Below are 12,714 nucleotides of genomic sequence, written 5' to 3' on the forward strand. Positions count from 1 at the left end.
GGATCATGAACGACGATGAGGTGTGGTACGCGGTGAAGCAGACCCTTTCCGACGCACAGATGGATCGTCCGGTCGAGGCGATCGAGCAGCGCGGCCGGGCGCGGCGGCGCAAGCGCCACGTGTTCGGCATGGCCGCCGGTGGTGGCCTCGCGGCCGTGGCCGCGCTCGCGCTGGCCCTGCCGGTGGCCACGGGATCCGGCCCGGCCCCGGCTCCGACCGGCCCGGACAATCAGGCTGGGGCCGTCTCCCCGGCACCGGCGGGCGACACCAAGCTCGTGTCCCTGGCGGCCAGCCTTACCGCAGAGAACGCCTCGCTGCCGGGTGACGCGTCGCTGATCATCGAGAAGGTCGATGTCCGCCGGGGCACCGTGCCATCCCGTACCCGGTACCACCTGTACGCCGACAGCGGCGAGGTTTACTACACGGAGGCCAGGCGCGAACTTCCACGGGTGGTCGCTCGTGGTGAGAACCTCGGCAACGGCTATCACACCCGTGGGGTGGCGGCGGCGCGGTACGCGGCAACCGGTGACCTCGCCAAAGCCCGGGAGCAAATGATCAACTCGGTGTACGACGAGGGAAAGCCCCCTACTGCCGCCGAGCAGGACCTGATGGAGATCCTTCGGCGGAAGGGAGCCGCCAGCCCGCCGCCGCTCACCGACGAAGACCGGAAGCGCATCGCCGACAACCACCTCTGGGTTAACAGCGTCGACGTGCTCTCCGCAGGGGGAGGCGACCCGAAGGTGCGGGCGGGCGTGCTTCGCCTGATCTCCACCATCCCCGATGTCACCGTTGCGGAGTCGACGACCGGTGGACAGCCCACCCTGACCCTCACTGCGAGGGTGTTCTCGAGCGAAGCCCAGCAGGTGCTGACGATCAACGCCCAGAACGGGGTGCCGATCACCGCCGTCATGGATGACCCGGAGTTGAAGACCTTTTTCGCGAGCACCTTCGAGGTCTCCCGGGTGACGGTGGCCGACATCAGGGCCGGTAGGTTCTGACCCTCGATCCTTGACCGTGCGCGCCGTCCGCACCACCTGGGCGGCGCGCACGGCGGGCTCGACGAGCGGCCTGGAGAGACAAAGTACCGAACCTGGCCGGCAACCCTGGGGATACACGGCCACGACTTCGGGGATGCTGCTGCATCCGAGAGCGCGTGAGGCAGCAACATCCCCGAAACTGTGGCCGGTGGGGTCAGGTGTAGAGCTTGGTGGCGTACTCCGGGCCGTAGTGGCGCTCCAACTCGGACAGGGTCTCGGCGGGGGCCTCGACCTCCTTGATCAGGCGGGCCCGGCTGGGCAACGGATCCGCCGGCCAGGTCGCCGGCTGCCACAGCTGCGAGCGGAGGAACGCCTTGGCGCAGTGGTAGAAGATCTGCTCGATCTCGACCACCACGGCGAGCACCGGCCGATGCCCCTTGACCGCCATCTGGTCGAACCAGGGCGCGTCGCTCAGTAGCCGGGCCCGGCCGTTGATCCGCAGGGTGTCGGTGCGCCCGGGGATCAGGAAGATCAGCCCGACGTGTGGGTTCGTCAGGATGTTGCGGTAGCCGTCCGCCCGCTTGTTGCCGGGCCGCTCCGGGATGGCGATGCTCCGCTCGTCCAGCACGAGGGCGAAGCCGGCCGGGTCGCCCTTGGGCGAGACGTCGCAGGTGCCGTCCGCCCCGGCGGTGGCCACCAGGCAGAACGGGGACGCGGCGAGCCACTGCCGGTCCCGCTCGTGCAGCGTGGTGCGTTCCTTGGCGACGGCGCGGGGCGCCGGGGCGCCGAGCAACTCGGTCAACTCCGCCGCCGAGGTGATCTCCACCGTCACTCTGTGCCTCCCCGTGGCGTTGACCGTGGTGACGGCACCCGGACGGGAAAGCCGTCACCGTAAGTGTAGTCGTCTGCACCGTGAGGTTTGTCCCGTGGTGACCGGGGTAGGGGCGCAGCGGGCGCCGGCACAGGCGCTCCCCGTGACCCGAGCAGTGGAGGCCCGGAAATGGAGAGCCGACTCAAGATCCTGGGTCACCCGGTCCACCCGATGCTGGTGATGTTCCCGGTCGCCCTGCTGGTCACCACGGTGCTGTTCGACATCATCGACGTGTTCGGCGGGCCGGACTACCTCGGCGAGCTGGCCTACTGGAATCTCACCGTCGGCCTGATCGGCGGCGTGCTGGCCGCGGCGACCGGGCTGGTCGACCTGCTGGCCATCCCGTCCGGCACCCGGGCCAAACGGGTGGCGCACACCCACGCCGCCGCCAACTCCGCGATGCTCCTGCTCTTCGCCGCGGTCTGGGTGGTACGGCTCAACGCCGAGTATCGGACCGCCGGTGGGGCGCTGATCGCCATCGAGATCGTGGCGGTCTCCATCCTCGGCGTCGCGGCCTGGCTCGGCGGGGAACTCGTCGACCGGCTCGGCGTCGGCGTCGAGCGGGACGCCAACCTCGACGCGCCGAGTTCCCTGCGGTCCACCACCTCCGGCCAGCCGACGGGAGGCGCACGATGAGCAGGTCGGGACGGGGCCGGCGCGGCGGCCAGCAGGGCTGGGACCCGCTGGGTGAGTTGCAGTCGTTGCGGGCCGAGCTGAGCCGGCTGGTCGGCGGCCGGCCGGGACCGCCCGAGGTGGAGCTGGGCGAGACCACCGACGGCTGGGAGGTGGTCGTCCGGCTGCCCGGTGTCGCGCCGGAGGAGGTCGCGGTCGAGCTGGACGACCACGAGCTCTGCGTACGTGCCCGGACGGAGGCCGAGGTCAATGCCGACCACGGCATTCCCGGCGGGTTCGAGACCCGGGGCTTCGAGTACCGCGTGCAACTGCCGTCGCGAGTGGACCCGGACGCGATCGACGCGGTGATGGACCATGGCCTGCTCCGGGTGCGGTTGCCACGGGCGATCCGCCCCCTGCCGCGCACCATCACCGTCGGCCGCACCGGGCCGCGCCCCACCGGCTCCCCCAGCGGTACGCCGGACAGCATCGACCCGGCGGCGGATCGGGAACTGCACCGGCCGGACGTCGCCATCGGCGAACTCGGCCGGTAGCGGCCCTGTCGTGGCCGCACCGACCCTGCTCGCCCCGGCCACCGGGCTGGTGCCCGACGTGGCCAGGATCGCCGTGCTGCGGGCGAACGCGCTCGGCGACTTCATCTTCGTGCTGCCGGCGCTGGACGCGTTGCGTGCCGCGTACCCGAAGGCGGAGATCGTGTTGCTCGGCGCGCCCTGGCACGCGGCGCTCTGGCGCGACCGGCCGGGCCCGGTGGACCGGGTCCAGGTGGTGCCGCCCGCGCCGGGGATCCGCACGCCGACCGCCGGCGAGGCCGAGTCGAGCATGGTCGACTTTCTGGCCGCCGCCCGCACGGAACGCTTCGACCTGGCGCTCCAGCTGCACGGGGGCGGCGCGAACTCGAACCCGCTGGTCGCCGCGCTCGGTGCCCGGGTCACCGCCGGGCTGCGTGCCGAGGACGCCCCGCCGCTGGATCGCTGGCTGCGCTACGTCTACTACCAGCCCGAGGTGATCCGCTACCTGGAGGTGGCCGCGCTGGTCGGCGCCCCGGCGACCACGATCACCCCGACGCTGGCGGTCACCGACGCGGATCGCGCGGAGGCGCGATCCGTGCTGGGCGATCCGGAGCGCCCCCGGGTGGCGCTGCACCCGGGGGCCACCGACACCCGTCGCCGCTGGCCCGCCGACCGGTTCGCCCAGGTGGCCCGGACGCTGCACGCCGACGGGTACGAGGTGCTCGTCACGGGGACCCCCGCCGAACAGGACGTGGTGGACCGGGTGGTCGCCGCCGCGGGCGTGCCGGTCCGGCCGCAGGTGGGCACGCTCAGCCTGGGTGGGCTGGTCGGCTGCTACGCCGGCTGCGAGCTGGTGATCTCCAACGACACCGGCCCGCTGCACCTGGCCGCCGCGGTGGGCGTCCCGACCGTGGGCATCTTCTGGGTCGGCAACCTGATCACCACGGCCACCGCGCTGCGCGGCCGGCACCGCCCGATCACCTCGTGGACGGTGCACTGCCCGGTCTGCGGGGTGGACTGCACCCCCGGCATCTACCCGCACCGCCCCGGCGACGGCGACTGCCCGCACCGCGATTCCTTCGTCACCGACGTCCCCCTCGAAGAGGTCCTAGAAGCCGCCCGCGAACTGCTCTTCCGTGAAGGCGGGGCCCCTTCTTAACGCCTCCGGTAGAGGAAGGGCCCCCTATTAACACGCCGGCACCCGGGGCACGCGGGCGTGGCGGCGCGCGGGGGCGCGGGCGGGTGGGTTCAGGCGTCGGCGTCCGCGTCGGCGAGGACCACCTCCCAGGCCTCCACGTCGCGGTCGGTGACCGTGGTCGGCGACTCCAGGTGGTAGGCCCCGCTGGGCAGGACGCCGGCGCCGCCGTGGCGCGCCAACACGGCGAGCTGGGCGGCGACGTCCTCGCCCTGGTGCCGCTCCTGCACCCGCCGCCAGAAATCGAAGCCGCCGGAGTCGATCAGCTTGGCCCGGTCGTACAGCACGCAGCCGCCGATCCAGGAGATCTTGTACGCCCGCCAGCTCCCCTCGGGAAGCGCCAGCGACCCGGTGACGTGCAGCAGGTTCGCCGCCGAATGGATCTGTGCCCGGTCCCACTCGGGCGTGCCTGGACGGATCCGCTCCGGCACCGGCGGACCGGCCCACTCCTGGTAGTGCCGATGCGTCTGCGGCCGAACATCGTGCAGGTAGGACAGTCCGTGCACCCCGTTGCCGACGAACCCGCAGCCCAACTCCTCGATCGCGGTGACCAGTCGACGCAGGGATCCCGGTTCCAGCCAGACGTCGTCGTCGAGGCAGAGCACGTACCGGGCGGTGGAGGCGGCGAGCAGCGAGGCCCGGTGCTCGGCCAGCCCGCGCCGGGGTAGCCGCCGGGTCAGCAGCACCGGATGCCCCCGGTGGCGTAGCGCGCGGACCATGGTGGCCGCCGCCGGATGGGCGTACCCGGGGTCGCCGTCGGACTGGTCGCTGACCACCACCCCGAAACCCGGCACGTCCTGCTGGGCGGCGAGCCCGGCGAGGGTGACGGCGAGTTCGGCGGGACGGTCTCGGGTCGGGATCAGGACGTCGAGCCGGCGGTCGGCGCGGAAGTCCGCGTGACAGCCGGTGTCGAGCGGTCGGTTCACGGCGCCTTGCCGGTGAGCGGCGGGGCGGCCGGGCCGGTCGCGGGCCCGCCGGCACCGTTCGCCGCCACCGCCGGGTCGGGGGTGGTCACGGCGGTCGCGGCGGTACCGGCCGAATCGGGCAACGGACCGCCGGCACCGACCTCGGGCGCGCTTCCCTGGCCGTACGCCCGGATCCGATCGATGATCGCGGAGGTGGAGCGGTCCGGCACGTACCCCAGGGTGCGCACCTGACCACCGAGCCGCTGCACCAGCGGCGCCTCCGGCACCAGCTCGGGCGGGTAGTCGCCGCCCTTGACGTAGACGTCCGGTCGGATGTCCTCGATCAGCGCGGTCGGCGAGTCCTCCTCGAAGACCACCACGTGGTCGACGCAGGACAGCGCGGCGAGCAGGGCGGTGCGGTCCTCCACCGGGTTGACCGGCCGGTCCGGCCCCTTGAGCCGGCGTACGCTGCCGTCCGAGTTGACCGCCACCACCAGCAGGTCGCCGAGGGCGCGGGCCTGTTCCAGGTATCGCACGTGTCCCCGGTGCAGCACGTCGAAGCAGCCGTTGGTGAAGACGACCGAGTGTCCCGCCTGGCGGTGTTCGGCGATGATCGCGGCCAGCCCCTCGGTGCCGATGTGCACCGGCGGGCGGTCGCTGCCCGGCCCCGGCCGGCCCAGCGCGGCCAGCAGGTCGTCCCGCCGGCACACGCAGGTGCCGGTGCCGGCGACGGTGCTCGTCGCGGCGAGCTGGGCCAGCTGGGCGGCGGTCGACAGCGGCGCGTCGGCGGCCAGCGCGAGCGTCATGGCCGCCAGGTACGCATCCCCCGCGCCGACGGCCTGGCTGGCCGGGACGGGGGTGCTGTGGCTGCGCCGGGGCTGCCCGTCGGCACCGCCGACCACCGCACCGTCGGTGTCCAGGGTCACCGCGACCACCTCCGCGCCGGTGTGCGCGCGCAGCTCGGCCAGCCGGGACTCGGCCAGGACGGCCCGGTCCACGCCGGCTCCGGCGTCGGCGTTCACGGTCACACCGGTGCCGGTCACGCTGAGCCCGTCGCGGGTCATCGCCACCCGGCCCTCGCCCGGGGTGGGCTCACCGGTCGGCCCGTCGGTACGCCGCAACCCGGCCCCGCCCGGTGCCGCGCCCACGGTCAGCTCGGACGGCCCGTCGGCCCCATCCGCCTCGGGATGCTCCAGGTACAGCTCACGAACCCCATCGGCCGCTGCGCCGGCCGCCGGCGTGCTGGCGCTCGTTGCGCCGGTGGCCAGGGGGTCGCGGGCCGATGTGTTGGCAGCCGGCGTGCTGTCCAGCGACGCGCCTGCGGCGAGGGGGCCGGCGGGCGATCCGCCCGCTGTCGGTGTGCGGGTGGCGGCTGCGGTGTGGGTGGCGGATGCGGTGCGGGAGGGCGGCGGGACGGTGGTCAGCGCGGCGGTGCCGGCTCGGGCCAGCAGCCGGGTCGCCTCGGCGAAGCTCGGGGTCACCACGGTCGGAGCGAGGCCGCGCCAGTCGGCAAGGTCGTGTGCGTCCAGCGCGACCGTGGCGTACCGGTCCCGCCTGGCGACCAGCCAGGCGCGTACCGGTGCGGGCAGCGCGCCCAGGCCGTAGTCGCAGACCACCAGGGTCGGGGCTGCGCCGCCCGCGGCGGCCCGCAGTTCCTCGGTCGCGCAGTCCAGGGCGGTGAGCAGTTGGTCCACGCCCTCGTCGCTGAGCGGGTCGTCCGGGTCGCCGGAGTCCTCCCGCAGCAGGATCTGGTCGCCGGCCAGCATCCGGCGCTTGACCGGGGTGTGCCGGCCGGGCTGGCTGACCGTACGGTCCCAGACGCCCGCCCGGTCCAGACAGTCGTGCAGCTCGTCGCCGGCGACGTCGGCCCCGACCGGTGCCACCAGCACCGACCGGCCGCCCAGCGTGGCGACGTTGACCGCGGTGTTGGCCGCGCCGCCCGCCGCGGAGATCCGGCGCCGCAGGGTGAGGACCGGGGCCGGGGCCTCCCGGCACAGCCGGTCGGAGTCGGCGAACCGCCACTCGTCGAGCATGGCGTCGCCGATCACCAGGACCGGGCGTCCGAGCCAGCTCTGCACGACGTCGGCGAGCCGGAGCTGTTCCGCTGCTGCTCGTGCCATGCCGGCGGATCCCCGGGGCCGGCAGCGTCAAACCTGCCGGACCGGCCGCGGGTGCCGGGCAACGGGACGGCAAAGACGGTTGGGAACCATCGCCCCGATACCTCACCTGCCGCCTGGTCCGACCAGGTCCTGGGCAGTCACCGGGCGTCGACCGATGCCGGGTCGGCACCGGTCATCCCCGCTCGTCCTTTGCTCTGCTTCAACCCGCGCACCAGCAGCCAACCGCATCGGATCGCGGTCCGGTCGGCTCTGGTGGGCATGTTTCCGGTGGTTCGGGAAAGAAGGCGGGATGACGACGGAAGGCCGCTCGACGCCGGTGCTGAACAGGGGTCAGATTCGCCTGCTGATGTTCGGTCTGATGACCGGCATGCTGCTGGCCGCGCTCGACCAGACCATTGTCGGGACCGCGCTGCCGACCATCGTGGGCGAACTCGGCGGCATCAACCACTATTCGTGGGTGGTGACGGCGTACCTGCTCGCCTCGACCGCCTCGACCCCGCTCTACGGGAAGATGGCCGACCTGTACGGACGCCGTCCGGTGTTCCTCTTCTCTATCGGGACGTTCCTGCTCGGCTCGCTGCTGGCCGGGCTCTCCCAGGACATGACCCAGTTGATTGTCACGCGCGGGGTGCAGGGTCTCGGTGCGGGCGGTCTGATCACACTGGCCTTCACCATCATCTCGGACGTGGTCTCGCCCCGGGAACGCGGCCGGTACCAGGGCATCTTCGGTGCGGTGTTCGGGATCGCCTCGGTGGCCGGCCCACTGGTAGGCGGCTACTTCGCCGAGACCAACTGGCGCTGGATCTTCTACATCAACGTGCCGCTGGCGATCCTCGCCATCGTGGTCTGCTCGCGGGTGATGCGGCTGGTGCCGTTCACCCGCCGCAACCACGCGATCGACTGGCTCGGCGCGATGCTGCTGGTCGCCGGGGTGAGCTGCCTGCTGCTCGCGTTGAGCTGGGGTGGCAGCACCTACCTCTGGAGTTCCTGGGTGATCATCGGACTCTTCGCCGCCGGGGCCGTGCTGGGGCTGCTCTTCGTGCTCCAGGAGCGCCGGGTGACCGAGCCGATCCTGCCGCTGCGACTGTTCCGCAGCCGCACCTTCGCCCTGGCCAACAGCGCCGGGTTCGTGCTCGGTCTGGTGATGTTCGGGTCGATCATCTTCATCCCGCTCTACCTCCAGATCGTCAAGGGCGCCTCCCCGACCCGCAGCGGCCTGCTGATGCTGCCGATGATGGCCGGCATCATCGTCACGTCGGTGCTCACCGGCCGGGCGATGAGCCGGATCGGCCGGTACAAGTGGTTCCCGGTGGTCGGGGCGACGGTGCTGCTGGTCGGGATGCTGCTCTTCACCCGGCTGCAGGTGAGCACGTCGCTCTGGGGCGCGTTCGGCTTCATGGTGGTGATCGGCGTCGGGCTGGGCCTCTGCATGCAGTCGCTGATCCTCGCCGTGCAGAACGCCGTGTCAATGCGCGACCTGGGTGCCGGCACGTCGTCGGCGACGTTCTTCCGGTCGCTCGGCGGATCCTTCGGGGTGGCCATCCTCGGCGCGGTGCTCACTGCCCGGCTCGATCACGAGTTGGGCGCCCGGTTGCCCGGTGCCATCGCCCAACTGACACCCGAGCAGCAGGCCGCGGTGGCCGCGCGCGGTGGCACGGGCATCTCGATCAACGAACCGGCGACCATCCTGGCCCTGCCCGCCCCGGTACGCGCGGCCGTCCAGATGGCGTTCGTCGAGTCGCTGCACCTGGTCTTTCTGACCACCGGGTTGATCGCGATCGTGGCGGTGCTGGTCACCCTGGCCCTGCCGAACGAGAAGCTGCGCGACGCGAGCGGCGGCACCGACGGTCTCGGCGGCGAGGGTCCCGCCCCGGGCGGAAAGCCGCTGGACCGCGAGTCGAAGCCGGAGGCCGCCGCCGAGATGGAGGCGAAGTCCCAGACCATGCTCTGACCCAAGACGAGCCCCGTCGACAGAACGACGCACTCGTAATGCGTAGGTCGCCGGTTCGCGGGTCACTTCAGGATCATGCGGTTGGTCTGCTCGAAGACGTCCAGGTCGGCCAGGGTCTCGGTGACGCTGGCGGTGATCGGGTGTGGCATCGCCTCGCGGTGGAAGAAGCCGGCGTCGGTGGTCTCGTCGGTGACCCGGGCCAGTTGGCCGTCCCACTCCTCGACCCGGAACGCGGTGGTGAAGATCTGGTAGGTGTGGCCGTACATGTTGGTGTGGGTGCGGTCCGGGCCGGTGTAGAGCGCGAAGGCACTCACCCGGAGGGCGCGCAGCCCGGTCTCCTCGCGTACCTCCCGCACCGCGCAGTCGGCGATGGACTCGCCCAGCTCCATCGCCCCGGCGGGCATCGCCCACTGCCCGTTGTCGGAGCGGCGGATCAGCAGGATCCGGGCGGAGCTGTCGCGTACCACGGCGCGGGCGCCGACGAACATCAGCGTCCGGTCGCCGGCCAGCGCGCGTAGCTGCCCGACGTACGAATCAGCCCAGGAGATGCTCACCCGGACAAACATACGGGTGTCGAAAGATCAGTGTCGGCAAGTCGACAAGAAGGCGATGCGGGTCCCGGTACGCCGACGGTGACCTGGATGTGCGGGAACTGGCCACGCCGTAGCGATTTCCGGCGCATCATCGCCGTTAGGAGTTGTGGGCCTCTCCAGTCCCTCTCTCCGGTGGGCGGCCCCGGCGTTCGCACCGCGCCGGGGCCGCCCGTCCTTGCGGGGCGACCCGCACTGTCAGTATTGCGAAAGTTGTTCGCCTCTGTCCCGATGATGGGAAATTTGCTTAGCTCGGCGCGTTAATCGCTGGCGCTCACCAGCACCTTGCCGACCACCGAGTCCTCCACCGCCCGATGCGCGGCGGCCGTCGCCGAGAGCGGATAGTGGTGCAGCGGCAGGCCGGCCTCCTCACCCACCCGGATCCCGCCCTGGGCGGCGGCCGCCGCGACGTCCACCACCGCCTGCGCCTTGGCCGCCTTCGGCATGGTGTAGACCATCACGAACTGCCAGCGCGCGTTCGGCGCCATCAGCGGACGGATCGGCAGCGTCACCTCGTCGCCACCGTCGTTGGCGTACACGCAGACCGCCCCGCCCCGGCGCAGCAACTGCACGTCGATGGCGGCGTTGCGGGCGGCGGAGACCTCCACGATCGCGTGCACCCCGTCGGGGGCGATCTTGTGGACCTCCTCCACCACGTCCTGTTCCCGATAGTTGATCACTGCGGAGGCGCCGGCCGCCGCGGCCAGCTGCGCCTTCTCCGCGCTGCTCACCGTGGCGATCACGCAGGCGTCGGCCCAGGCCGCGAGCTGGATCGCCGCGTTGCCGACGGCACCCGCCCCGCCCTGCACCAGCACCGTGTGATCGCTCAACGCCCCGGCGCGCAGCCCGTCCGGCACGTACTCCCCGGCGGTCAGGCAGCGGTGCGCGGTCAGGAACGGGATGCCCAGGCAGGCACCCAGCTCGAAGGAGGCGTCACCGAGGCGTACCACCTGACGGACCGGCAGCACCGCGTACTCGGCGGCGGTGCCCCAGGGCCGCTGCCAGGCGGCCTCCCAGACCCACACGCGCTCGCCGAGCAGATCCTGGTCGACGCCCTCGCCGACCGCCTCGACCACCCCGGCCCCGTCCTGCCCGGGCGTCTGCCAGCCGGCCGGCAGCGGCCCCTGCCGGCGGGACTTCCAGTCCGTCGGGTTCACCCCGGAGTACGCGACGCGCACCAGCACCTCGCCCCGGCCGGGTTCCGGCACCGGTCGGTCGACCAGCTGGAGCACCGACGGGTCACCGGTTTCCTCGTACACCACTGCCTTCATGCCACCGACGGTAGGCGGGTGGGGGACCGCCTGTGGCGGTTCAGCCGAGCCGGTCGACCACCTCCGGGGTCAGCTCGCCGACCGAACCCAGCACCGTCGCCGCCAGCCGCTCCGCGTCCGGGCCGAGCGGGTACGACCCGTGTGGCACCGCCACCACGGTCATCCCGGCGGCAGCCGCCGAGCGGACCCCGTTGGAGGAGTCCTCCACCGCCACGCAACGCGCGGGCTCGACGCCGAGGTGCCGTGCGACAGTCAGGTACACGTCCGGCGCCGGCTTGCCGCGCTCGGTCTCCTCGGTCGACAGCGTGCTCCGGAACGCGCCGGTCAGGCCGGTGGCGGCCAGCGCCGCCGCGATCAGCCGGGTCGGCGACGAGCTGGCCAGCCCCAACGGCCACCGTCCGGCCAGCCGGCGCACCACCTCGTCCGCACCGTCGATCACCGGTACGCGGGCCGCGTACCGCCGGGTCATCTCCTCGACCACCTCGGTGGCGACCTGCTCGGCGGTGCGCCGCACGCCCAGCTCGTCGCTGAGGTAGTGGGCCCACTCGCGGGTGCTCATCCCCATCAACCGGCGTTGGGTGTCCGCCTGCCAGGTGCCGCCGTGCGTCGCCACGTAGGCCCGCCGGACCTCCTCCCAGACCGGCTCGGAGTCCACGATCACGCCATCCAGGTCGAACACCACCGCACCCACCACCATCCGCCCATCCTCCAACCCCGGCAAATGGCGCACAACTTCGGGGATGTTGCTGTGTCTGGGAGTGCGTGAGACAGCAACATCCCCGAAATGGCAGCCAAGCGGGCTGATCAACTTGGAAAGGCGGGGAGGCCGATGGGGCTGTCCGGGGGGATCACGGTGTGGGCGGCCTGGGCGATGGGGTGCAGCAGGGCGCGGAGGCGGCGGGTGGGGTCTGGGCCGAGGGCGCGCCACGGGCGGGCGGCGGTCCGGTCGGTGGCGTCCTCGACGGCCTGGAAGCCGGCCCGGCCGCGCTCGGTCGGCTCGCCGTCTGCGGTGAGCCAGCCCCGGGCGGCCAGCCGTTCGCGCGCCTGCGCCCACTCCTGCTCCGACCAGCCCCGGCCGAGCAGGTTCCGGGCCGGCATGCCGACCGCGACCCGCCAGGCCAGCGTCTCCACCGGATCGAGGTCGGCGGCGACCAGCGCCGCCACGTGCCCGTCCCCGCGGTGCTCGCGCAGCGCTGGTGGCGGCCTGCCAGAGCCGGGCCAGCGGGTACTCCCCGCGCGGCAGGGCGGCGTTGGCCGCCCCGAGCACCCGGCCGGCGGTGCCGACCAGGTCGGCGGCGGCCTCCAACAGCTCGGCGGTCTCCGCCAGGTGCCGCTCGGGCAGCTCGTAGGTCAGCTCGGCGAGCGCCTGCACCGCCCCGGTCAGCCGGGACCGCAGGGCCTCCTCGGGAGTGGCCAGCTGCCACACCGCGGGCAGGGCGCGGCTCACCATGTGCGGGGCGAAGCCGTAGAAGGCGGCGACCACGGGCGCGGCACCGGCCGGCCCCAGCGGGGCGGCCCGACCGGCGAAGTAGCCCCGCCAGTAGCCGCGCAACCCGGCCGCCTCGAACGCGGACCGGGCGCGCGGGTGGAAGTAGGTGACGGCGTGCACCGGCTCGAAGTGCGTCCACATCAACCGGGTGGTCCGCCCCGCGTCGTCCAGCGCCGTCACAGGCACCTCCGCGTTCGCTCCGG

11 protein-coding genes and 1 pseudogene are annotated in these 12,714 nt (G+C 72.7%); 5 read left to right on the forward strand and 7 right to left on the reverse strand.

The genetic code is table 11. From position 1 onward, the window contains the following. Positions 1-5 precede the first annotated feature (5 nt). Positions 6-998: a hypothetical protein gene (locus ACQPYA_RS02605; RefSeq protein ID WP_433531035.1), complete on the forward strand. Its 993-nt coding sequence runs from the start codon at positions 6-8 to the stop codon at positions 996-998. A 193-nt stretch (positions 999-1,191) separates the two neighbouring features. Here ACQPYA_RS02605 and ACQPYA_RS02610 read toward each other — a convergent pair whose 3' ends face one another. Further along, positions 1,192-1,809 (reverse strand): pyridoxamine 5'-phosphate oxidase family protein, encoded by a 618-nt coding sequence (locus tag ACQPYA_RS02610; RefSeq protein WP_433531036.1) that lies wholly within the window; start codon positions 1,807-1,809, stop codon positions 1,192-1,194. Between the two features lie 168 nt (positions 1,810-1,977). Between ACQPYA_RS02610 and ACQPYA_RS02615 the strand changes: the two genes are divergently transcribed. The 3 genes from ACQPYA_RS02615 to ACQPYA_RS02625 are packed head-to-tail and all read left to right on the forward strand — an operon-like array spanning position 1,978 to position 4,149. Continuing rightward, the gene (locus ACQPYA_RS02615; RefSeq protein ID WP_433531037.1) at positions 1,978-2,484 is read left to right on the forward strand and encodes a DUF2231 domain-containing protein; all 507 of its coding nucleotides are present in this window, start codon (positions 1,978-1,980) and stop codon (positions 2,482-2,484) included. Next, the gene (locus ACQPYA_RS02620; protein WP_433531038.1) at positions 2,481-3,014 is read left to right on the forward strand and encodes an Hsp20/alpha crystallin family protein; all 534 of its coding nucleotides are present in this window, start codon (positions 2,481-2,483) and stop codon (positions 3,012-3,014) included. The genes ACQPYA_RS02615 and ACQPYA_RS02620 overlap by 4 nt, the downstream gene beginning before the upstream one ends. Before the next feature lie 10 nt (positions 3,015-3,024). Further along, positions 3,025-4,149 carry a glycosyltransferase family 9 protein gene (locus ACQPYA_RS02625; RefSeq protein WP_433531039.1) on the forward strand — a complete coding sequence of 375 codons (1,125 nt, stop codon included), beginning with the start codon at positions 3,025-3,027 and terminating at the stop codon, positions 4,147-4,149. Positions 4,150-4,238: 89 nt separating this feature from the next. Here the strand turns inward: ACQPYA_RS02625 and ACQPYA_RS02630 are convergent, their stop codons facing one another. After that, the gene (locus ACQPYA_RS02630) at positions 4,239-5,111 is read right to left on the reverse strand and encodes a glycosyltransferase family 2 protein (RefSeq protein WP_433531040.1); all 873 of its coding nucleotides are present in this window, start codon (positions 5,109-5,111) and stop codon (positions 4,239-4,241) included. Further along, entirely contained in the window at positions 5,108-7,210 is a 2,103-nt protein-coding gene (rfaE2, locus tag ACQPYA_RS02635) for a D-glycero-beta-D-manno-heptose 1-phosphate adenylyltransferase (RefSeq protein WP_433531041.1), read from the reverse strand. The genes ACQPYA_RS02630 and rfaE2 overlap by 4 nt, the downstream gene beginning before the upstream one ends. Positions 7,211-7,499: 289 nt before the next feature. Between rfaE2 and ACQPYA_RS02640 the strand changes: the two genes are divergently transcribed. Then, the gene (locus tag ACQPYA_RS02640) at positions 7,500-9,161 is read left to right on the forward strand and encodes an MDR family MFS transporter (protein ID WP_433531042.1); all 1,662 of its coding nucleotides are present in this window, start codon (positions 7,500-7,502) and stop codon (positions 9,159-9,161) included. 62 nt (positions 9,162-9,223) lie between these two features. Here the strand turns inward: ACQPYA_RS02640 and ACQPYA_RS02645 are convergent, their stop codons facing one another. From ACQPYA_RS02645 to ACQPYA_RS02660, 4 genes and pseudogenes are all read right to left on the reverse strand, one after another. Next, on the reverse strand, positions 9,224-9,715 hold the full coding sequence (locus tag ACQPYA_RS02645) for an NUDIX domain-containing protein (protein WP_433531043.1): 492 nt from the start codon (positions 9,713-9,715) through the stop codon (positions 9,224-9,226). A 296-nt stretch (positions 9,716-10,011) separates the two neighbouring features. Beyond that, positions 10,012-11,022, reverse strand: coding sequence for an NADPH:quinone reductase (locus ACQPYA_RS02650; RefSeq protein WP_433531044.1), 1,011 nt, complete (start codon positions 11,020-11,022; stop codon positions 10,012-10,014). A 40-nt stretch (positions 11,023-11,062) separates the two neighbouring features. Next, a complete protein-coding gene (locus tag ACQPYA_RS02655; protein ID WP_433531045.1) occupies positions 11,063-11,719 on the reverse strand; it encodes an HAD family hydrolase in 657 nt (218 codons plus the stop codon). A gap of 107 nt (positions 11,720-11,826) precedes the next feature. Continuing rightward, a pseudogene (locus ACQPYA_RS02660) lies at positions 11,827-12,652 on the reverse strand (SCO6745 family protein). Positions 12,653-12,714 lie beyond the last annotated feature (62 nt).

This window comes from Micromonospora sp. CA-263727 (assembly GCF_050942455.1).
Taxonomy (GTDB): Bacteria; Actinomycetota; Actinomycetes; order Mycobacteriales; family Micromonosporaceae; genus Micromonospora.

What these genes read in the sequence shown, in the direction of transcription:
- ACQPYA_RS02605 (WP_433531035.1), top strand. Translation starts at nt 6, where the DNA reads ATGAACGACGATGAGGTGTGGTACGCGGTGAAGCAGACCCTTTCCGAC.
- ACQPYA_RS02615 (WP_433531037.1), top strand. Translation starts at nt 1,978, where the DNA reads ATGGAGAGCCGACTCAAGATCCTGGGTCACCCGGTCCACCCGATGCTG.
- ACQPYA_RS02620 (WP_433531038.1), top strand. Translation starts at nt 2,481, where the DNA reads ATGAGCAGGTCGGGACGGGGCCGGCGCGGCGGCCAGCAGGGCTGGGAC.
- rfaE2 (WP_433531041.1), bottom strand. Translation starts at nt 7,210, where the DNA reads ATGGCACGAGCAGCAGCGGAACAGCTCCGGCTCGCCGACGTCGTGCAG.
- ACQPYA_RS02640 (WP_433531042.1), top strand. Translation starts at nt 7,500, where the DNA reads ATGACGACGGAAGGCCGCTCGACGCCGGTGCTGAACAGGGGTCAGATT.
- ACQPYA_RS02650 (WP_433531044.1), bottom strand. Translation starts at nt 11,022, where the DNA reads ATGAAGGCAGTGGTGTACGAGGAAACCGGTGACCCGTCGGTGCTCCAG.
- ACQPYA_RS02655 (WP_433531045.1), bottom strand. Translation starts at nt 11,719, where the DNA reads ATGGTGGTGGGTGCGGTGGTGTTCGACCTGGATGGCGTGATCGTGGAC.